Here is a 19501-nt window from a genome sequence, read left to right on the forward strand (position 1 = left end):
CCCAGACACCAGAACAGTCCCAGACACCAGAACAGCCCTCAGCAATCCCGAAAGGCCCGTTCCGTGATAGCACTCGTCAATCCCGTGTCCACCGGCGCCGAGCTCGCCATCGCCTTCCGCGAGGAGGGCGCACCGTGTGTGCACGTCTATACGGAGGACCTGCGCGACGCCTACGAGGCGGACACCGTCGCCGCCACCCGGCTGCTCCTGGACGACGCCGAACGGACCGCGCGGGAGCTGGCCCGGCTGGGCGTGGACACCGTCATCGCCGCGAGCGAGATCGGGGTCGCCCCCGCCGACAAGCTGGCCGGGCTGCTCGGCACCGAGCACAACGACCTCGCGCTGAGCACGGCGCGCCGCGACAAGTACCGGATGGTCGAGGCGCTGCGCGCGGCCGGTCTGCCGCACGCCCGCACCGAGACCGTGACCTCCGCCGAAGAGCTGTCGAAGGCCCTGGACGGCTGGGGTGACGCGTACCCGCTGATCATCAAGCCGGTCAACAGCGCGGGCAGCGACGGGTGCACGGTCTGCCCCGACCGCGAGACCGCCGAGGCCGCGTACGCCGCCATCACCGGCTCGCTCAACCTCATGGGCGAGATCAACCACGAGGTCATCGTCCAGCAGTTCCTCCAGGGCACCCAGTACATCGTCAACACGGTCAGCCTGAAGGGGCGCCATCTGCTGACCGAGCTGTACGCCGAGCGCATCGACTACGTCGACAACGCGCCCATGCTCCGCCACATCATCTCCCGCCCCGAAAGCGCGGGCCGGGAGGGCGAGTTGGTGGAGTACGTGCTGGCCTGCCTGGACGCCCTGGGCGTCCGCGAAGGCGCCGCGCACACCGAGGTGATGCTCACCGCGGACGGGCCCCGCCTGGTGGAGGTCAACTCGCGGGTGATGGGCCCGTGCCTGGCCCCGGACCCGTATCACGCCGCGTTCGGCTACAGCCACCAGCACCTCACCGTCGAACGCTTCCTGCGCCCCGGTGACTTCGAGCGGCGCTTCGCCCTGCCCTACGGGCCCGCCCGCACCGTGGCCAAGGTCTTCCTGCGGCCGCACCGCGAGGGCGTCCTGGAGGCTGTCGACGGCCTCAGGGTGCTCCGGCGGATGCCCGGCTTCCACAGCATCGCCCGGCTCCCCGAGGTCGGCGAGGTGCTCCGCGACCGCTATCTGACGACCGGGGCGTGCGGGATCGCCTTCCTCGTCCACGAGGACGCGGCGCTGCTGGAGAGCGTGCTGGAGTCGCTGCACGAGATCGAGGACGGCGGCGACTTCTTCCGGGTCGCGGAGGGCGGGGCATAACATGCCGGCCATCCTGATCTCGGTATCGGTGCTGATGCAGGCGGGCTGTTTCGGCTACCTGTCCGGGCGGCTCACCCCGAGCGGCAGCCTCCTGCTGTCGTGTACGGGATTCTTCCTGTCCGCCCTGCTGTTCACCGCCGTGCACCTGCTCCGCCGGGCACGGCGCCGAGGGCCCGCACCGGCTCCGGCACGGGCCCTGACCGAGGTCCCGCCGGCCGCCCCGGCGGACCGGCAGCGCATGATCCGGCTGATGCTGCTGATGAACCTGGTCACCGCCACGACCTTCGTCAGCTTCTACGTCTCGCTCGCCTGGATCCCGGCGACGCTGGCCAGCGGCCTCGAAACCGCCGTGGGCCCGCTCGCGCTGGCCCTGCTCACGCTCACCCTCCGGCTCGGGGAGCGGCCCCGCCCTCGCGTCTGGGGAACGGCGGCGGCCCTCGCCGCCGCCGGCGGGGCCCTGGCCTGGAGCCTGACCGACGGGGCGGACCTCGACTGGTCCGCCCTGGCCGGCCTCGGCCTGGTGATCGTCGCCGGAGTGGGGGCGTCCGGCCTGGCGCTGGTCTCCAAGGCGCTGGGCGGGCTGGGCGCCGATCCGGTCACCGTCACCGCGCACCGCTTCCACCTCACCTACCTCGGAGCCGGTGCCCTGTTCCTGCTCCAGGGCCACTCACCGCACGACAGCGGCATCCCGCCGGCCCTGATCCCGCTGCTCGGCGTCGTCGCCATCACCATCCCCCTCTTCGTCCTGCAAATTGGCCTGCAACGTGCGCACCCCATGGCGGCCATGACAATCTTGACGACACTGCCCGGCCTGACCTACCTCTCCGAGACCCTCTGGGGCGGCAGCGTCAACATCGCCAGTCTGGCGCTCACCGGGCTGCTGGTCGTCCTCGCCGCCGTGTCCGCGACACCCCGGCGGAGCGGTGAGGGCGATGGGGGTACCTCCCATGCCTTTCAGGCTATGGGGGAACACCGGCCCCCCGAACTCTCTCTGGCCTCCGTGGAAAACAAGGACACCTCCTGACCGTGACTCAGCCCATGACTCCACGCCTGACTCGACGCATGACGCAGCGCATACGCTCGGCCGCCCCCGCCACCGCCGTCACCGCCGGATTCCTCGCCGTCCTCATCGGCGTCACCAGCTCCGTGGCCATCGTCGCCGCCGCGGCACAGGCCGCGGGCGCCACCCACCAGCAGCTCACCTCGTGGATGCTGGCCCTGGGCATCGGCATGGGCGTCACCTGCCTGGGCCTCTCGCTGCGCTACAAGGCACCGGTCATCACGGCCTGGTCCACCCCCGGCGCCGCCCTGCTGGCGACCGGACTCAGCGGGGTGTCCATGGGGCAGGCCGTCGGCGCCTTCCTCTTCTCCGCGGTCCTGGTCGTCCTCAGCGGCGTCACCCGCTGGTTCGAACGCATCATGGACCGGATCCCGGTCTCCCTGGCCTCGGCGCTGCTGGCCGGGGTGCTCGTCCAGTTCGGCACCGGGCTGTTCACCAAGATGCAGGAGAGCCTCGTCGTGGTGCTCCCCATGTTCGCGGTCTACCTCCTCGGCAAACGGTGGCTCCCCCGCTACGCCGTCATCGCCGCCCTGGCCGTCGGCGTGGCCGTCACCGCGGCCCAGGGCTCCTTCTCCACCAACGGGCTGCACCTGGCCCTCGCCGAACCCGTCTTCGTACGCCCCGAGTTCTCCTGGCAGGTCATCATCGGCGTGGGCCTGCCCCTGTACGTCGTCACCATGGCCTCGCAGAACCTCCCCGGTGTGGCGGTCCTGCGCAACGCCGGCTACCGGACCCCCATTTCCCCCCTCCTCACCTGGACCGGCGTGGTCAACGCCCTGCTCGCCCCGTTCGGCTGCTTCGGGCTGAACCTGGCCGCCATCACCGCCGCGATCTGCACCGGCGAGGAGGCCCACCGCGACCCCCGTAAGCGCTATGTGGCCGGCGTCTGGGCAGGCGTGTTCTACCTGGGCGTCGGCCTCTTCGGCGGCGTCGTGGGCTGGCTGCTGGGCACGCTGCCCACCGCGCTCATCATGGGCATCGCCGGCCTCGGCCTCCTCGGCACCATCGGCAGCTCGCTCAGCTCGGCACTGTCGGACGAGCGCACCCGCGAGGCCTCCGTCATCACCTTCCTGGCCACCGCCTCGGGAATGACGCTCTTCGGCATCGGCTCCACCTTCTGGGGCCTCCTCGCCGGCATCCTGGCCGCAACGGTCCTCAACTGGCGCCGCGGCCCGGCCCCCGCCCTCCCCCACACTCCCCCCAAGACCCCCAAGCCCCTCCCCCAAACAAAGACCACAAACACCCCGAACCAACCAAGCCAAGACGAAAACAAGGGCAAAGGCGAAGCCGAAGACGAAGCCGTCCTCGTCCCGGCCCCCCGCGCCAAGGGATAACCCCTGCGGAGATCACGGAACACCCCCTCCAAAAGATCGCGAACGCCCCTCCCCCCTCGCCCCCTCGACCGCCCCCTCGACCGCCCCCTCCACCGCCCTCTCCACCAGCCCCTGCGCCCTCCGCGACCCAATCCAGATGCCGATCAAGAGCCACCCGCTACACTGTCCGCGGTGGCCCAGCCCTCCCGGGCGAAGCCGCCGCAGCCCTGTCGGCACTCTGCCTGAACCCCGGCCGCACCATTCACCGGGTTCTGGACACGTTTTCCGACAACCCCGCCTCCGTAGCTCAGGGGATAGAGCACCGCTCTCCTAAAGCGGGTGTCGCAGGTTCGAATCCTGCCGGGGGCACAGAGAAGCAGCAGGTCAGAGGCCCTGCCGCCCGAGTGGGCGGCGGGGCTTCGGTCGTTTCGCAGATCACGGCCAGGGCGGCGGTCAGACGCCGGCGGGCGCTGCCGTGGTGGGGAGAGCGGGCAGGCGGGTGGTGGCCAAGAGGGCTGGGGCGCTGCGCGCGTAGCGGCCCGGGCTGGTGCCCAGGGTGCGTTTGAAGTGGCGGTTGAAGTGCGACTGGTCGTAGAAGCCGGTGGCGGCCGCCACCAGGCGCGGGGACATGCCGCCGAGGAGGAGTCTGCGGGCGAGGTCGATGCGGCGGCTGGTGAGGTACTGGTGGGGGCCCATGTCGAATTCGCGGCTGAAGACGCGGACGAGGTGGGCGGGGTGGACGTGCAGGGTCTCGGAGGCTTCCTGGAGGCTGACGCCCTCGACGAACTTCGCGTCGAGAAGGTCGCGCAGGCGGTAGGCGATGGCGGCGTTGCGCGCGGGGCCGCGGTCCTCCACGCGTCCCCGCAGGTGGTCGCGGAGCCGCTCGGACACCAGGGCCAGCCTGGTCTCCGCTTCGAGTGCGTCGCCGGCGTGCTCCAGCGACTGGTGCAGGAGGTGGATGCGCCGGCGCAGCAGTGGGTCTTCCAGGACCGGGCTGTCGACCGCCAGTCCGATGAGGCTCTCTTCCAGCTGCGAGGAATCGAGATATAAAACCCGCTTGCGAAAGCCGGTCGGGGTGACCGAGCGTCCATTATGTGGGACGTGCGGAGGAAGCAAGGTGACCATCTGATCCAGCGCACCGTGTTCATGGCGGTCCAGCTCATATCTGACCATGCCGTCGTCGACGATCAGCAGCGTCCAGGAAGCGTGCGTATGCATGGGATAGACGTGGTCAGTGATGCGCGCGTGGAAGACCTCATCGATTCCCGCCAGAGCGGGACGCCAGGCGCGGACCTGCGGATGATCATGCATGCAAGGATCGTACAAGACATGGCCAGGGCCGTCAGGGTTTGATTCATGCATGGAATCCATGAACGAGCCTGTTCGTTTTGAGACAAAGATCGCCGTGGTCTTGCGTGATGACCTTAAGGTGTGGCAGCGCCTCAACATGACCGCGTTTCTGGTGAGTGGAATCGGCCGAGAGGTGCCGGAAGTAATCGGCGATCCGTATGCGGATGCCGACGGTACCGACTATCTGCCCATGTTCCGGCAGCCGGTTCTGGTCTTCGAGGCCGGCAAGGAGGCTCTGACCAGGTCGCATCAGCGTGCCATCAGCCGGGGCGTCCCCCTTTCGGTCTTCACCACCGACCTTTTCACCACCAACAACGACCGGGACAACAGGGCCGCTGTACGAGCCGTCCACCGGGACCAGCTGGACCTCGTCGGCATGGCCGTATACGGGCCGCGCAACGCCGTGGACAAAATTGTCAAGGGTGCCCAGATGCACCCGTGACGTCTCGTTAGGGGCTCAACGTGGAAAAAGAAACACAACCGCGGAGTGAATCCGCCAGCGCATACATGTACCTGCTGGCGACCATGGCATTCTTTGGCAGCGCTTTCGCTGGCTCCAAAGCAGTGGTCGCTCACGTTCCCCATCAGATTGCGGCCGCTCTGCGATTTGGTGGCGGGGCACTCATCCTGCTTCTCCTGCTCGTGTTCATCGGGCGGAAGACTCGGGGCGCGGTGCTCACCCGACAGCAGATCGTGCGCGCGGCGGCGGTGGGCCTCATCGGAGTGTTCGCGTACAACCTGTTCTTCTTCTGGGGCCTTTCCCTGGCCCCTTCCATCGACGGAAGCATCATCGTTCCGGTACTGAGTCCGGTCATCACCACGGCCATTCTTCTGGCCCTGGGCCGGGAGAAAGCGTCGGGTGCCAGGATCGGCGGACTCGCCCTCGGCGTCGCCGGTGCCGTGGTGTTCTTCATCGGGGCAGGGGGCACCGGCGTCGACGCGGGCGGGTCCCGGCTCACCGGGGACCTCGTCTTCCTCCTCGGCGCGCTCGCCTGGGCGATCTACAGCATCGCGTCGAAGAAGGTCCTGGTCGGTATGGACCCGCTGCGCGCCACCACCTTCGGCACGCTCGCCGGGGCACTGGCCCTGCTGGTCTTCGCCGCTCCGTCGTTCCCGGACGTGGAGTGGAGTGCACTGTCCTCGGTGACGTGGGTGAACATCGCCTACCTCGCCATAGGCCCCACCGCCGTGGCCTACCTCTTCTACTACCGGGGGTTGCGCGTCGTCAGCCCGTCGACCGCGACCGTCATCATGTTCACCGTCCCGGTGTTCGGCGTGACCTGTGCCGTCACCTTCCTCGGTGAGTCCTTCAGCGGACTACAGCTGGCTGGCGCCGCCGTCATGCTGGCCGGCGCTCTGCTGGCCGTGACACAGGGCCGATTCCGGCAGGGCAGCAGCCGGCGCGCGACGGAGCAGACGGCCCGACCGGCCGAACCCGTTCGCGCGGTGGAGTCCGACGGTCAGGAATCCCTCAACAGAGGCTGATTCGGTCACCTTCGGAAGTCGGACTCCGTAGTTCACACCGTCTCCAGGGGGGAGCGGTGTCCCTACCTCAGCACCCGTCCAGGGCCCCACCCCGGCCCGGGCGGGCGCTCGCTTCTCCACCCCCACGCGTATGCGATGCCGCGTGCGCGGCAATCATGCTCATCCGTTCGGAAATGCAAGATCGGGGTTCTCCACTTCATGTCGTCTGAAGTCGAGTTTCGGGTGTTGGGGCCGCTTGAGCTCATGGTGAGCGGACACTCGGTACCACTGCGAGGAATGAAACATCGGATAGTGCTCGGCACACTCCTGACCGCGGAGAGCCGGCGCACCTCTATCAGTCGTCTCATCGATGCCGTATGGGGGACCACTCCCCCGAGCACGGCCGGCAAACAGATCCGCAATGCGGTTTCCGACCTGCGCGGCATTCTGGCTCCCAGCGGAGCCGTCATCACTCCTGCCGCGGACGGTTATCAACTCGACATCGGCGCGGCCAGGTTCGATCTCCGGGAGTTTCACCGCCATCTGGGGCGGGCGCGCACTCTTCTGGGCCATCAGCGGCCGGCGGACGCCATCGCCGAGTTCCGTGCCGCACTCTCCCTGTGGACCGGCCCGATGCTCTCCGGAATCGAAAGTGCCGCCCTGCAGGCCCAGATAGCAGGGGTGAACGAGGTCCGGCTTTCGGTCGCCGAGGAGTGCATCGACCTCGAACTCGCCCAGGACCGGCACAAGAGTCTCATCAGCGAACTCTCCATATGGGTGGCCGAGAATCCGCTGCGCGAGCGCATGGCCGCCCAGTACGTGTGCGCCCTGTACCGCTCCGGCGCCCGGGCCCGCGCCTTCACCGTGTACGAGCAGGTGAGGCGCCGTCTGGCCGAACAGCTCGGGCTGAGCCCGGGCCCGGAACTGCTGGAGATCCACCAGCTGATGCTGCGCGAGGACACCGACGCGGCGGGAACCTGCCCGGCCATCTCCTCGGTTCCGGCCGCTTCCTCCACTGCCACCACTGCCACCACTGCCGCCACGGCCGCTCCGGACACCCTGCCGTCCGAGATCGCGCACTTCGTCGGGCGGGCCGGTGAGATCGAGGTGCTCCTGGCCGACGGGCTCCGTTCCGGTGCGCAGCGCGTGGTGTCCGTGGACGGCATGGGAGGCGCGGGCAAGACCGCCCTGGCGGTGCACGTCGCCCACCGCCTCGCGGGCCACTACCCGGACGGCCGGATCTTCCTCGACTTACGAGGCCATAGCTGCGACCGCGCGCCGTTCGGCCACCGGGCGGCGCTGCGCCGGCTGCTGCTGCTCTCGGGGCTGCCGGAGGCCGAACTGCCCGTACCGGGCGAGGAACTCGTACGGCTGTGGCGCAGCCGCACCGCGGACCGGAACATGCTGGTCATCCTGGACAACGCCGCCGACGCGGAGCAGATCGGGCCGCTGCTCCCGGCGGGAGACGGCTGCCTGACGCTGGTGACCAGCCGTCGCCGGCTGACCATGACCACGCTGTCCCCGACCCGGGTGCTGTCCTTGGAGCCCCTGTCCCGGGAGGAGGGGTACGAACTGTTCTGCCGGGTGCTCGGCGACCGCCACCCCAAGCCGCTGCCGGATGCCGTCGACGGTATCCTGGAGCACTGCGGCGATCTGCCGCTGGCCGTCTCGGCCGCCGCGGCACGGCTGCGAAGGCGGCCTTCGTGGCCCGTGGCGCATCTGGCGGACCGGCTTGCGGACCGGCGGATGCGGCTCGCCGAACTACAGACGGAGCACGGCGGCCTCATCGCCTGTTTCGATGCTTCGTACCGGCATCTGAGCGCCGGTCAGCAGCGGCTGCTGCGGCTGCTGGGCGCGGCCGAGGGGGACGGGACGGACGTGGGGTCCGCCGCACTGGTGGCGGGGCTGCCGCCCTTCCTCGCCGAGCAGCTGCTTGAGGAACTGGTCGACGAGCACCTCCTGATGGAGCCGGAGCCCGGCCGGTACCGTATGCACCCGCTCATGAAGACCTACTGCGCGCAGCTGACCGGCCCGGACGAGGTGGCCGGACCGATGCCCGCGCCGCGCGGCATGCCGGCGCAGCCGCTCGTCGCCTGACTCACCCACGCCTCTCCGGCCTCTTCCCCTGCGGGCTTCTTCCCGCGTGGGTTTCCTCCCTCGTGGGTTTCCTCCCGCATGGGCTTCTTCCCCGTGGGCTACTTCCCCCTGAGCTTCTGTCCCCGTGGGCTTCTTCCCCTGAGCTTCTCCCCCTGTGTCCTTTGTGTCCTTTGTGTCCTTTCGGAGTGTTCTCCCATGACCGGAAACATCGTCGCGGACTTCTTCCTCGCGCTCTCGCTCACCCTGGGCGCCGCCCGGATCTTCGGAGCGCTCGCCCGCCGGGTGGCTCAGCCCGCCGTCGTCGGTGAGATCTGTGCCGGGCTGCTGGTCAGCCCGATGGTCCTCACCCGGGCGGGTGCGGACGCCGTACTGTCCGCCGAAGTGACGCCCCTGCTGGGGGCTTTGGCCAACGTGGGCCTGGCCACGTTCATGTTCCTCATCGGCTACGAGATCGACGGCGCCTTCCTGCGGCACCGTAGGAAGGCCACGCTGGGCGTGGCCACCGGGGCCGTCGCCGTCCCGTTGGCCGCGGGCGTCGCAGTGGCGATTCCGCTTGCCCAGGCATATGCCCCGGGCAATCGCACGGCCTTCGTGCTGTTCGTCGGTGTGGCCATGTCGGTCACGGCCTTTCCCGTGCTGGCCCGGATCCTCGCGGACCGCGGCCTCAGCAGACACCCGGTCGGCAGCCTCACCCTGGCCGCGGCGGCGGTCGGCGACCTGGTCGCCTGGATCTGCCTGGCGGCCGTCGCGGCCTACGCGGGAGCGGCCGGGCAGTGGCAGCTGGCGCTGCTTCCGGTGTACCTGGTCGTGCTGGTCGCCGGGGTGCGGCCGCTGCTGGCGACGCTCCTGGAGCGGGCCCGGCGGCGGGGCGTGGCCGCCGAACGACTCGTCCCCGCCCTGGTCGTGGGTCTGGCGCTGTCCTGCGCCGTCACGGAATGGCTCGGGGTCCACTTCATCTTCGGGGCGTTCGCGTTCGGCGCGGTCATGCCGCGCAACGCCCTGGACGGGGTGCGGTCGACGATCATGCGGCACATGGAGCAGGTGGGGCAGGTGCTGCTCCCGCTGTACTTCGTGCTGGCCGGCACCAAGGTCGATCTGTCCGCCTTCGGCGTCACCGCACTGCTCACCCTGGTCGCCGTGATCGGTGTGGCGGTGCTCTCGAAGGCGGGCGGCGCCTACGGCGGCGCCCGGCTCGCCGGGCTGCCGCATGCCGCGGCGCTGCCGGCCGCGGTGCTGATGAACACCCGGGGGCTGACCGAGATCGTCATCGTCGCCGTCGCGCTGGACATGGGCCTGATCAACCAGGACTTCTATTCGATGATGGTCGTGATGGCCGTGGTGACAACGGCCATGACCGGGCCGCTCCTGAAACTCTTCGGCGTACTGCCGCAGGATCCATCAGTTCACCAGCCGGACCTGGCCGCCAGTTCTCCAGGGGCGCTGCCGAAGAAAGCCGCGAAGACGGGCTGAGGCCCGCCTGAGGACCGGCCGGGGATACATCGAGGACGACCCCTCATAACTTTACGGTCATCACCGGTCGGGACGTTGGAACTCACCGCCGGCGGCACTGTACTGCAGTTATTCAAGGGAGGCATGAAATGACCGAGGCGCCACCGTCACTCCTCACACCGTCACGGCTCAGGACCCCTGCCGGACCACGCCGTGCCGAACAGAAATGGTGGAATGCACAGCGCGGCTCGGCCATGCCTTTCCAGCGTTACGCACGATCGGGAGGCCGACTTCCGCATGAGCTGACGGACCGCACCTGGCCGACGAAGTCCCTGGTCCAGGCGCCGCTGTGGGCCTCGGTCGACCTGCGCGACGGGAATCAGGCGCTCAGCAGCCCGATGGACATCGAGCGCAAGAGCCGGATGTTCGACCTGCTGGTGCACATGGGCTTCAAGGACATCGAGGTCGGTTACCCGTCGGCCAGCGACGCGGATTTCTCCTTTCTGCGGATGCTGATCGAGCAGGACCGGATTCCTGATGACGTCACGATATCCGTCTTCACGCCGGCCCGGCCGGAATTGATCGACCGGACCTTCGAGGCCATCGAGGGCGCGGACCGGGCCATGGTTCATCTGTGCCATGCGACCGCCTGTCTGTGGCGTGAGGTCGTGTTCGGAATGAGCACGGACGAAGTGCGGCAGATGGCACTCCGCTCGGCGGAGCACATTGCCCGCCGCGCGGACGCCGCCAAGGGAACCGAGCTGCGTTTCGAGTATTCACCCGAGACGTTCAATGTGACGGAGCCCGAATTCGTGCTCCAGATGTCGAATGCCGTCACGTCGATGTGGGATGCGAGCCCGGACCGCCCGGTGACGCTGAACCTGCCGACGACGGTGGAGACCGACTCGCCGAACGTCTTCGCCGACCAGATCGAGTGGATGCACCGCAATCTCGAACGGCGCGACGCGGTCATCCTCTCGGTGCACCCGCACAACGACCGGGGCACCGCGGTGGCCTCCGCGGAACTGGCCGTCATGGCGGGCGCCGACCGTATCGAGGGCACCCTCTTCGGCAACGGCGAGCGGACCGGCAACGTCTGCCTGGCCACGCTGGCCCTCAACCTCTTCAGCCAGGGCGTCGACCCGCAGCTGGACTTCTCCGACATCGACCACATCCGCCGTACGGTCGAATTCGCCAACCAGCTGACCGTCCCCCCGCGTTACCCCTACAGCGGCGACCTGGTGTACACCGCGTTCTCCGGCACCCACCAGGACGCCATCGCCAAGGGCCTGGCCGAGATCGAGCGGCGGGCCGCCGAGGCGGGCACTTCCACCGCGGAGGTGCCATGGGACGTCCCCTACCTGCCCATCGACCCCAAGGACGTGGGCCGCACGTATGAGTCGGTGGTCCGCGTCAACAGCCAGTCCGGCAAGGGCGGTGTGGCCCACGTGCTCAAGAGCGCGTACGGGCTGGACCTGCCCCGCGGGATGCGGGTGGAGCTGGGCCGTCAGGTGCAGCAGGTGGCCGACGGTGACGGAGTGGAGATCACCGCCGAGGAACTGCGGGCCATCTTCGCGCAGACGTACCTCGACTGTGCGCAGCCGACGCTGCTGCTCAAGGAGTTCCAGCTCACCGGCGAGACGGACACCGTCGCCGTCGACGCCCTGGTCGTCCACGGCAACGGCACGGAGAAGCGGCTGACCGGATCGGGCGCGCACGCCGTCGCCGCCTACGCCCATGCCCTCGCCGGCACCGGCCTCGACGTCGAGGTCGCCGAGATCACCGGGCACGTCCTGAGCGACAGCCTCGGCACCCGGTACGCCGCCTACGCGCGGATCGGCCTGGACGGCACGCCCTGGTACGGCGCCGCGATCGCCGACGACGAGGAGAGCGCCCGGCTGGGCGCGGTCACCTCCGCCATCAACCGCGCACACGCCTGACGCCCCCTGCCCGCCCCGCACTTCTGTGAGCCGAGAGATGGATTTCAGCTTCGTCGAGAGCAAGAGGGACCACGGCCGTGACTGCTTCGTGTACACGGGGCACACCGACCTGGACCTGCTGAGCATCGCGAGCCTGCGCGGGCGGGCGGACCGGGACCGGTTCGGCCTGCCCGTGGCCGGGCCGGACCAGGACACCTTCACTCCGCACACCACCCACCTGCTGGTCATGGTCGAGGGCGAAGTGGTCGCCGGCGCGGAGCTGGTCGCCTACTCGCCGCTGGGGCTGCCACTGACCGAGTGGCCGGCCCTGCAGGGTGTGCTGCGGCACAGCGGCCGGCTGGTGCAGTGCCGCCGGCCGGTGGTACGCCCCGAGTTCGCCGAGACCCCCCTGCCGGATCTGCCGTTCGGTGCGCTCGGCGGTCTGCTCAAGGGCTGTCTGCAGTGGGCGGTACTGCGTGACGTCAGCGATGTCGTCGTGGAACTCGCCGGCGGGCGGGCCGCGGACCGTCTGACCCAGCTCGGTTTCACGCCGGTGGAGGGCTCCGGGCCGCCGGCGGAGCCACGGACGTACCGGCTGCACGTCAGCCGGCTCGTCGCCCGCGGCTTCCAGGCCGGCCACCCCTTCTACCGCTACCTGCTCGAGTACGACGAGAGCGTCCTGGTCGGCGAGACCAGCACCACCGCCGCCGCCTGACCCGCCTCCGCTCGTACGGACCACCGACCCCCCGGACTCTGGAGAGGAACGGACCGACATGTCCCTCAAAGGCAGACTCCTCGCGCTGCCGGAAGTCCTGCTCGTCCACCGGGCCTTCGAGGCCCACGCCCGGCAGCACCCCGACCGGACGGCCCTGACCTGCGGCGCCGAAGAGCTGACCTTCGCCGAGTTGAACGCGCGGGCCAACCGGTTCGCCCATCACCTCATCGCCCTCGGCGCGGGCCGCGGCTCGGTGATCGGTGTGTGCCTGGACCGCACCCCGGAACTCCTGGTCGCGATCCTCGGCACGCTGAAGGCCGGCGCCGCGTACGTACCGCTGGACCCCACCTACCCGGCCGAGCGGCTGCGGCTCATGGTCTCCCAGCTCGACGAGATCAAACTCAGCGTCGTCTCCGCCGAGACCCGCGACCTGATCGCCGGGGCACCGGGCGAGCTGGTCCTCCTGGACGAGCTGGAGCCGTCCGGACGGCTGGACGCCCACCCTGCCACCGACCCCATCGTCGACCTCTCCCCCGACGACCTGTGCTACGTGGTGTTCACCTCCGGTTCCACCGGCACGCCCAAGGCCACCGCGGTACGCCACGAAGGCTGGTACAACCTGCTTGAGTGGCTGCGCGTCGAGTACGGGCTGGACAGCTCGGCCAGCGGGCTCACGGTCAGCTCGTTCGGCTTCGACATCAGCCAGCGCGGCCTGCTGGCACCGCTGTTCTGCGGTGCCGCCCTCCACCTGCTGCCCAGCCGGGTCTTCGACCCGGGCATGGCGTACCGGCTGATCGAGACCCATGGCGTCCGGCAGCTGCACTGCGCGCCGAGCACCCTGTACGTGCTGATCGACCACGAGCGAGCGCTGGGGACCGACGCGCTGACCCGGGTCGGCCACGTCTTCATCGGCGGGGAACCGCTCACGGTCTCCCGCATCGAGGACTGGGCCACCCAGGAGGGCAACACCTGCGTCCTGCTGCACCAGTACGGGGTGGCCGAGTGCACGGACGTGGCGACCTCCCACGTGCTCACGGACTACGCCCGCTACCGCGGTGCCGCGACGCCGGTGGGCGAGCCCGTGTACAACACGGAGATCCACCTGCTCGACGACGAGCTGGGTGAGGTGCCGGACGGCGAGACCGGCGAGATCTGCATCTCGGGGCTCAGCGTCAGCGCCGGCTACCTCAACGCCTCGCCCGCGGACACCCGGCGGTTCACCGAACTGCCCGGCGAGGACGGACCGGTACGGCTCTACCGGACCGGCGACCGCGGCTACCTGACACCGGACGGGGAGCTGGTGGTGGTCGGCCGGGTCGACGCCCAGGTCAAGATCCGCGGCATGCGGATGGACCTCGGAGACGTCGAGCACGGCGTCCGCTCCCACCCGCTCGTCGACGATGCCGTGGTCCTGGCGCTCCCCGACGCCTCGGGCGAGCTGCGTCTGGTGGGCTTCGTCCTGTCCTCCGCCGACGCGCCCGACACCCGGGCCCTCTACCGCGACCTGCTGAACACCCTGCCCCGCAACATGGTCCCGCAGGAGTTCACGGTCCTCGACACCTTCCCCCTCAGCCCGAACGGGAAGACCGACCGCCGGGCCCTGGCCGCCCTGGCCGGCGGCTGACCCGCACCGCCCGGCCGGCCCCGCGTCCCGCGGCCTCCGGCGGGCCTCCCGGAACCACTACCTCGTCTCCCAAATCCCCATCAAACACAGCCCATTGAGCAAAGGAACGGCTTCCGCATGACCATCGACCAGCAGTACCCGGCCTCGGCCGCCGCCCAGATCTCCGGCAACGCCGTCATCCCCGAGGACATCAAGAAGGACATCGAGCAGTTCAGCGTCGACGGCTTCACCGGTCCGATCAAGCTGTACGAGCCGGAGGAGGCCGCGGCGCTGATCCGGGAGATCCGCATCAACAACCAGGACTCCTCGCGCGCCCTGTACAAGAACAGCGTCAACTACGACCGCCACTTCGACATCCCCGAGCTCAGCCGGCACATCACCCACCCGACGATCGTCAAGTACCTGACGGCGATTCTCGGTCCGGACGTGCTGAACTGGCGTACCGAGTGGTTCCCGAAGTTCCCCGGCGCCAAGGCCACCGAGTGGCACCAGGTGCGCGACTACAGCTACGCCAACGGCAAGCCGCAGCTCCTGCCGACCGAGTCGGAGTGGAACGCGTACATCGACATCACGGTCTGGACCACCTTCACGCCGGCCACCAAGGACACCGCGTGCATGAAGTTCGTCCGCGGCTCGCAGCGTGACTGGATCTTCGACGAGCACAAGGCCACCGACGCCGGCCGGAGCACGGACTACGACGTCGCGCACGCCGACACCGGCTTCTTCGGCTACGACTTCGCCGACTTCAAGATCGACCCGAACTGGGAGCCGCGTCCCGAGGACGTCGTCGAGCTGGAGATGAAGCCGGGCGAGGCCGTCATCTTCACCGCCTCCTGCGTACACGGCTCGACCCCCAACAACACCGAGCGCGAAACCCGCTTCGCGATCGCCAGCCGGTACGTCCCCACCCACGTCCGCGTCTACCCGGACCAGGACTCGTTCAGCGCCCACGGCGCGACGTTCGACCTGTCCGAGTACGGCAGCGTCCTCGTGGCGGGCGAGAACCGCTACGACCACAACCGCATCCGCACCGAGAACAACCACGGCACCCCGTTCGGCTGGACCGCGGGCTGAGCCCCGTCTCTTCTTCACCGGAAAGGAAACAGAACGTGATCGCATCGAAGATCCACGCCATTTGGAGTCGCGAGCTCAACCTGGAGGAATTCTCCGACACGGACGACTTCTTCAGCCTCGGCGGGCACTCGCTGATCATGACCCGGATCCAGCGCGAGATCCTCTCCGAGCTCGGCATCGAGGTCCCGATGGACCAGCTCTTCCGCAAGTCCACGGTCGCGGAGATCGCCGAGCACATCGCGTCGGCCCGCTCGGCCGCCTGACCCCGGGTCCGTCCCGCTGCTGACCCTGGCGGTGCCGCCGGTGACCGGGCCTGGGCCCGGTCACCGGCGGCACCGCCGTCCCCTTTCCCACCACTCATCTCCCACCACTAAAGGAAGAGCCCTCAGTGCAGCTATCGAGTCGGGGCCGGCAGATGTCCCGTCTGTCGGGCATCCGCAGCATCATGGAGGACATCGCCGCGGCCGGCCGGGACGGAAGCGACAGCGAATGGCTCAACCTCAGCCCGGGCAATCCCTCCCACATCCCCGAGGTCGTCGACGCCTGGAGCCGTCTCGTCCAGGAGGCGCTGGACGACCGGTTCATCGAGTCCAGCACCCGGTACGGACCCTCGCGCGGCGCCCCCGGCCTCGTCGACGCCATCGTCGAGTACTTCAACCTCACCTACGGTTGGTCGATCGGCCCCGAGAACGTGGTCGTGGGGCCCGGCAGCCAGATGCTGTCCTTCATCGCGACCACCCTGTTCACCGGTCCGGACGCGGACGGGGTGGTGCGGCCGCTGGTCCTGCCGCGCCTGCCCGACTACACCGGCTACCAGGGACTGAGCCTGGACCCGGGCGGCATCGTCGGCCTGGAGCCGCTGATCGTCCCGGAGGGCCGGCACTCCTTCCACTACGCGGTGGACACCGAGGCACTGGCGCAGCAGAGCCGTATCGGCATGATGCTGCTCTCCAACCCGGCGAACCCCACGGGCAGCAGCATCGACGCCGGCGAGCTCAAGGCCCTGATCGAGACGGCCGAGCGGCACGACGTACCGCTGGTCGTCGACCACGCGTACGGAGAGCCCTTCCCCGGCGTCGTCCAGACCCGGCTCGCCCCGGTGCTGCACTCGCACGTCCTCAACCTCTTCACCCTGTCGAAGGCCGGCCTGCCCGGTGAGCGGATCGCCTTCGCGATCGGCCCGGCGGAGCTGATCGACCCGATGATCTCGTTCCTCGCCAACTCGACGCTGCACGCGCCGCAGTTGCTCCAGGCCGCGGTCGAGCGCTCTCTGACGACCCGGCAGATCGACACGCTCACCACCCGGCACATCAAGCCCTACTACAAGTCCAAGCGGGCGATGGCCGAGGAGCTGCTCACCGAGACGCTGCCGGACTCCCTGGACTGGCGGCTGCACTCCTGCGACGGCGGGATGTTCTGCTGGCTGTCCATCGACCACGACTGGTTCGACGACCTGGAGCTGTACGAGCTCCTCAAACGCAAGCGCATGTTCATCGTCCCCGGCCGCCACTTCTTCGTCGAGCCGCTGACCACGCCGTTCCTGAGCACGCACGGCAGACGCTGCATCCGGCTGAGCCTGAGCCCCGACGAGTGGGCGGTCGCCGAGGGCGTCAACCGGCTCGGTGAGGCACTCGAAGAGATGCGCGTGAGCGCACGGACCGGGAAGTGATGTCCATGAACACCTGGCTGCGCCGCCATCCGGTGGCGGAACCCGTCGTCAGCCGTCTCGTCTGCCTGCCCCATGCAGGCGGCACCGCCGGCTCCTTCGCCGGGTGGGCCGGCCGGCTGCCGGCCGGGGTGGAGCTGATCGCCGTGCAGTACCCGGGCCGGCAGGACCGGCTCGGCGAGGAACCGTTCGGGGACATGGCCGAGATGGCCGAGCAGGTGGCGCGGGAGCTGAGGCCACTGCTCGATCTTCCGATGGCGCTCTTCGGGCACAGCATGGGCACCGGGCTGGCATACGAGGTGGCCGGCCTCCTGGAGCGCGAGCACGGGTTCGTGGTCGACCATGTCTTCGTCTCCGCGCGGCCCGCGCCCCACCTGATCGACGGGGAGCACCGGCACCTGCTGAGCGACGAGGAGCTGGCCGCGGAGATGCGCGGGCTGGGCGGTCCGGACGCGGAGGCGTTCGACCACCCGGAGCTGCTGCCGTTGATCCTGCCGCCGTTGCGGGCGGACCTGGCTCTGCTGGACCGCTACCGGCCCGAACGGCCGGCCCCGCTGCGGGCGCCGATCACGGTGTTCGGCGGCGAACGCGACGACTCATGTCCGGTCTCGGATCTGCCGTCCTGGGGAGAGATCACCACCGCCGGAGTCCGGGTGCGGATCTTCCCCGGTGGCCACCACTATCTGCGGGACGCCGAGGACGAGGTGGTCGCCGCCGTCTCCGCGGAGATCCTCGCCGCACGACAGCGCCGTCGGCGCTCGGCCTCGCTCGCGTAAAAGGTGCCGGGCCCCAGGGGTTTCCCCGGGGCCCGGCACCTTTTACGTGGCTATCGCTTTGTACGTGGCTCGCTTTGTACGTGGCTATCGCTCGGCTCGGCCCGGGTGGTGGCCTGTGGTGGCGTCGACGTAGTCGGGGACTTCCTCGTGGGTGTCCCCGACCGTGAGCGTTCCCGTGGGTTCCACCATGAGAATGCGGGACTCCGCATCGGACACGGGCTTGTGCTCGGTGCCCCGCGGCACCACGTACGTGTCTCCCTTTCCGAGCGTCACAGCACGCTCCACACCGTCCTCGCGCAGATGGATGGTCAGCCGGCCGGCCACCACGATGAAGAGCTCGTCGGTGTCCAGGTGGGCGTGCCAGAGGTATTCACCATGGAACTTGGCCACCCGGACGTCATAGTCATTGAACTGGGCGACGATGCGCGGGCTCCACAGGTCGCTGAACGAATCGAGCGTCTCGTACAGATTCACCGGTTGGGTGGTCATCGTGACGTGCTCTCCTTCCGGACGACGCGGCCGGCGAGCGCGTCGCCGATCTCGTCCGTGGTGCGGGCGGTGCCGTCCCTGCCCTCCAGGTCCGCCGCGACGGCCTCCTCGATACGTACCGCCTGCGGCTCGTAGCCGAGGTGGCGCAGGAGCAGGGCGACGGACAGGACCGTGGCCGTGGGGTCGGCCTTGCCGGTGCCGGCGATGTCGGGGGCGGAGCCGTGCACCGGCTCGAACATCGACGGGAACTGTCCGGTCGGGTTGATGTTGCCGGAAGCCGCCAGGCCGATACCGCCGGTGACGGCCGCGGCGAGGTCGGTGAGGATGTCGCCGAAGAGGTTGTCGGTGACGATCACATCGAACCGCTCGGGCTGCGTGACGAAGAAGATGGTCGCCGCATCGACATGCAGATAGTCCGTGGTGACCTCCGGATACTCCGCGCCGACCCTGTCGAAGATGTTCTTCCACAGATGCCCCGCGTAGACCAGGACGTTGTTCTTGTGCACCAGCGTCAGCTTCTTGCGCGGACGGCCGTTGGCCCGCTCGTAGGCGTCCCGGATCACCCGCTCGACACCGTAGGCGGTGTTCACACTGACCTCGGTGGCGACCTCGGCGGCGGTACCGGTACGCAGCGAGCCGCCATTGCCCGTATACGGCCCCTCGGTACCCTCCCGCACCACCACGAAGTCGATCTCCGGCCGCCCGGCCAGCGGAGTCGCCGTATTCGGCAACAGCTTCGACGGACGCAGATTGACGAAGTGATCGAAGGCGAAACGCAGCTTGAGCAACAGCCCGCGCTCCAGCACCCCCGACGGCACGGACGGGTCACCGATCGCGCCCAGCAGGATCGCATCATGCTGCCGGAGCGACTCCAGCTCGGCATCCGGAAGAGTCTCACCGGTCGCGTGCCACCGCCTGGCACCGAGGTCGTACTCCTTGGATTCCAGCTTCACGTCCTGCGGAAGGACCGCGGCCAGGACCTTCAGCCCCTGGGCGACGACCTCCTGGCCGATGCCGTCACCGGGGATCACCGCGAGGTCGAGGACGCGGGGCTCGGGGCGGGTCGTGCGGGGCTTGTAGGAGGGGCGGGCACTTTCATACGCGGCGACGTCCGCTTCGTTCTGGAGGGTGAGGCTGATGTCGTCCAGGCCTTCGAGCAGCCGTCGGCGGGCGTTCTCGTCCAGCTCGAAGCCGGCCTCGATG

General features: G+C 69.2%; 17 protein-coding genes and 1 tRNA gene. 15 read left to right on the forward strand and 3 right to left on the reverse strand.

Going from position 1 to position 19501, the window contains the following annotated elements; genetic code table 11:
- Positions 1-63: 63 nt before the first annotated feature.
- The 4 genes from AZE13_RS19775 (at position 64) to AZE13_RS19790 (ending at position 4044) form a co-directional block, all read left to right on the forward strand.
- Entirely contained in the window at positions 64-1302 is a 1239-nt protein-coding gene (locus AZE13_RS19775; RefSeq protein WP_147264686.1) for an ATP-grasp domain-containing protein, read from the forward strand.
- Between the two features lies 1 nt (position 1303).
- Entirely contained in the window at positions 1304-2326 is a 1023-nt protein-coding gene (locus AZE13_RS19780) for a hypothetical protein (RefSeq protein ID WP_066933325.1), read from the forward strand.
- Between the two features lie 38 nt (positions 2327-2364).
- A complete protein-coding gene (locus AZE13_RS19785) occupies positions 2365-3696 on the forward strand; it encodes a benzoate/H(+) symporter BenE family transporter (RefSeq protein WP_079124165.1) in 1332 nt (443 codons plus the stop codon).
- Positions 3697-3971: 275 nt separating this feature from the next.
- Positions 3972-4044, forward strand: a tRNA-Arg gene (locus AZE13_RS19790).
- A gap of 84 nt (positions 4045-4128) precedes the next feature.
- Here AZE13_RS19790 and AZE13_RS19795 read toward each other — a convergent pair.
- The gene (locus AZE13_RS19795; RefSeq protein WP_066933328.1) at positions 4129-4986 is read right to left on the reverse strand and encodes a helix-turn-helix transcriptional regulator; all 858 of its coding nucleotides are present in this window, start codon (positions 4984-4986) and stop codon (positions 4129-4131) included.
- A 49-nt stretch (positions 4987-5035) separates the two neighbouring features.
- Between AZE13_RS19795 and AZE13_RS19800 the strand changes: the two genes are divergently transcribed.
- The 11 genes from AZE13_RS19800 (at position 5036) to AZE13_RS19850 (ending at position 17809) form a co-directional block, all read left to right on the forward strand.
- The gene (locus AZE13_RS19800; RefSeq protein WP_066933331.1) at positions 5036-5467 is read left to right on the forward strand and encodes a DUF2000 domain-containing protein; all 432 of its coding nucleotides are present in this window, start codon (positions 5036-5038) and stop codon (positions 5465-5467) included.
- A 65-nt stretch (positions 5468-5532) separates the two neighbouring features.
- A complete protein-coding gene (locus tag AZE13_RS19805; RefSeq protein ID WP_066933333.1) occupies positions 5533-6510 on the forward strand; it encodes a DMT family transporter in 978 nt (325 codons plus the stop codon).
- A 276-nt stretch (positions 6511-6786) separates the two neighbouring features.
- The gene (locus tag AZE13_RS19810) at positions 6787-8586 is read left to right on the forward strand and encodes a BTAD domain-containing putative transcriptional regulator (protein WP_220127585.1); all 1800 of its coding nucleotides are present in this window, start codon (positions 6787-6789) and stop codon (positions 8584-8586) included.
- A gap of 195 nt (positions 8587-8781) precedes the next feature.
- The gene (locus AZE13_RS19815; protein ID WP_066933339.1) at positions 8782-10056 is read left to right on the forward strand and encodes a cation:proton antiporter; all 1275 of its coding nucleotides are present in this window, start codon (positions 8782-8784) and stop codon (positions 10054-10056) included.
- A 233-nt stretch (positions 10057-10289) separates the two neighbouring features.
- Positions 10290-11975, forward strand: coding sequence for a 2-isopropylmalate synthase (locus tag AZE13_RS19820; RefSeq protein ID WP_079124168.1), 1686 nt, complete (start codon positions 10290-10292; stop codon positions 11973-11975).
- 37 nt (positions 11976-12012) lie between these two features.
- Positions 12013-12669: a hypothetical protein gene (locus AZE13_RS19825; RefSeq protein ID WP_066933345.1), complete on the forward strand. Its 657-nt coding sequence runs from the start codon at positions 12013-12015 to the stop codon at positions 12667-12669.
- 58 nt (positions 12670-12727) lie between these two features.
- Positions 12728-14293, forward strand: coding sequence for an amino acid adenylation domain-containing protein (locus AZE13_RS19830; RefSeq protein ID WP_066933348.1), 1566 nt, complete (start codon positions 12728-12730; stop codon positions 14291-14293).
- Between the two features lie 117 nt (positions 14294-14410).
- Positions 14411-15367, forward strand: coding sequence for a chlorinating enzyme (locus AZE13_RS19835; RefSeq protein ID WP_079124169.1), 957 nt, complete (start codon positions 14411-14413; stop codon positions 15365-15367).
- A gap of 35 nt (positions 15368-15402) precedes the next feature.
- Positions 15403-15630 (forward strand): phosphopantetheine-binding protein, encoded by a 228-nt coding sequence (locus AZE13_RS19840; protein ID WP_066933351.1) that lies wholly within the window; start codon positions 15403-15405, stop codon positions 15628-15630.
- Between the two features lie 125 nt (positions 15631-15755).
- Positions 15756-17036 carry an aminotransferase class I/II-fold pyridoxal phosphate-dependent enzyme gene (locus tag AZE13_RS19845; RefSeq protein WP_147264687.1) on the forward strand — a complete coding sequence of 427 codons (1281 nt, stop codon included), beginning with the start codon at positions 15756-15758 and terminating at the stop codon, positions 17034-17036.
- Positions 17036-17809, forward strand: a complete 774-nt coding sequence (locus AZE13_RS19850) for a thioesterase II family protein (protein ID WP_066933357.1) — start codon at positions 17036-17038, stop codon at positions 17807-17809. The genes AZE13_RS19845 and AZE13_RS19850 overlap by 1 nt, the downstream gene beginning before the upstream one ends.
- An 84-nt stretch (positions 17810-17893) precedes the next feature.
- Here AZE13_RS19850 and AZE13_RS19855 read toward each other — a convergent pair whose 3' ends face one another.
- Together AZE13_RS19855 and AZE13_RS19860 are read right to left on the reverse strand one after the other, a co-directional pair.
- The gene (locus AZE13_RS19855; RefSeq protein ID WP_066933360.1) at positions 17894-18298 is read right to left on the reverse strand and encodes a cupin domain-containing protein; all 405 of its coding nucleotides are present in this window, start codon (positions 18296-18298) and stop codon (positions 17894-17896) included.
- The gene (locus AZE13_RS19860; protein WP_066933462.1) at positions 18295-19329 is read right to left on the reverse strand and encodes a 3-isopropylmalate dehydrogenase; all 1035 of its coding nucleotides are present in this window, start codon (positions 19327-19329) and stop codon (positions 18295-18297) included. Before AZE13_RS19860 ends, AZE13_RS19855 begins: the two co-directional genes overlap by 4 nt.
- Between the last annotated feature and the right edge of the window lie 172 nt (positions 19330-19501).

The sequence above is a fragment of the Streptomyces sp. NBRC 110611 genome (assembly GCF_001590865.1).
In the GTDB taxonomy this organism is placed as follows: domain Bacteria; phylum Actinomycetota; class Actinomycetes; order Streptomycetales; family Streptomycetaceae; genus Streptomyces.